1 protein-coding gene is annotated in these 407 nt (G+C 60.7%); it reads left to right on the top strand.

Translation table 11 applies throughout. The features are described from left to right. A partial coding sequence (locus B2W52_RS04355; protein WP_286801541.1) for an efflux RND transporter permease subunit occupies nt 1-345 on the top strand: 345 nt, incomplete at its 5' end. Nucleotides 346-407 lie beyond the last annotated feature (62 nt).

The following is a 407-nucleotide window of genomic DNA, read 5'->3' as shown; positions in this document are numbered from 1 at the left end:
CCGCTGTCGATCTCCGCAGGCGTGGGCTTTATCGCGCTCTCTGGCGTCGCAGTTCTCAATGGTCTGGTGATGGTGGCTTTTATTCGCGACCTGTGGCACGAGCAGGGCGACCTGATGAAAGCGATCGTCGAAGGTGCCCTGATCCGCCTGCGACCGGTACTGATGACGGCCTTGGTCGCGAGCCTCGGCTTTGTTCCCATGGCGCTCAACACTGGTACCGGCGCGGAAGTCCAGCGACCGCTGGCGACGGTGGTGATCGGGGGAATTATTTCCTCGACGTTGTTGACGCTATTCGTGCTCCCGGTGCTGTATGCACTGTTGCACCGTAAGAAAGCGGAAATTTAGCGAACCAGCAGGCTCCGGGCACGCCTGGAGCCTGTTTCCGCAAGGAAACCCTGACGGGCGCA

The sequence above is a fragment of the Marinobacter sp. UBA2498 genome, from assembly GCF_002341575.1.
GTDB lineage: Bacteria > Pseudomonadota > Gammaproteobacteria > Pseudomonadales > Oleiphilaceae > Marinobacter > Marinobacter manganoxydans.
Note: the sequence above shows the minus strand (reverse complement) of the source record. Positions and strands in the feature narration are given on the sequence as shown.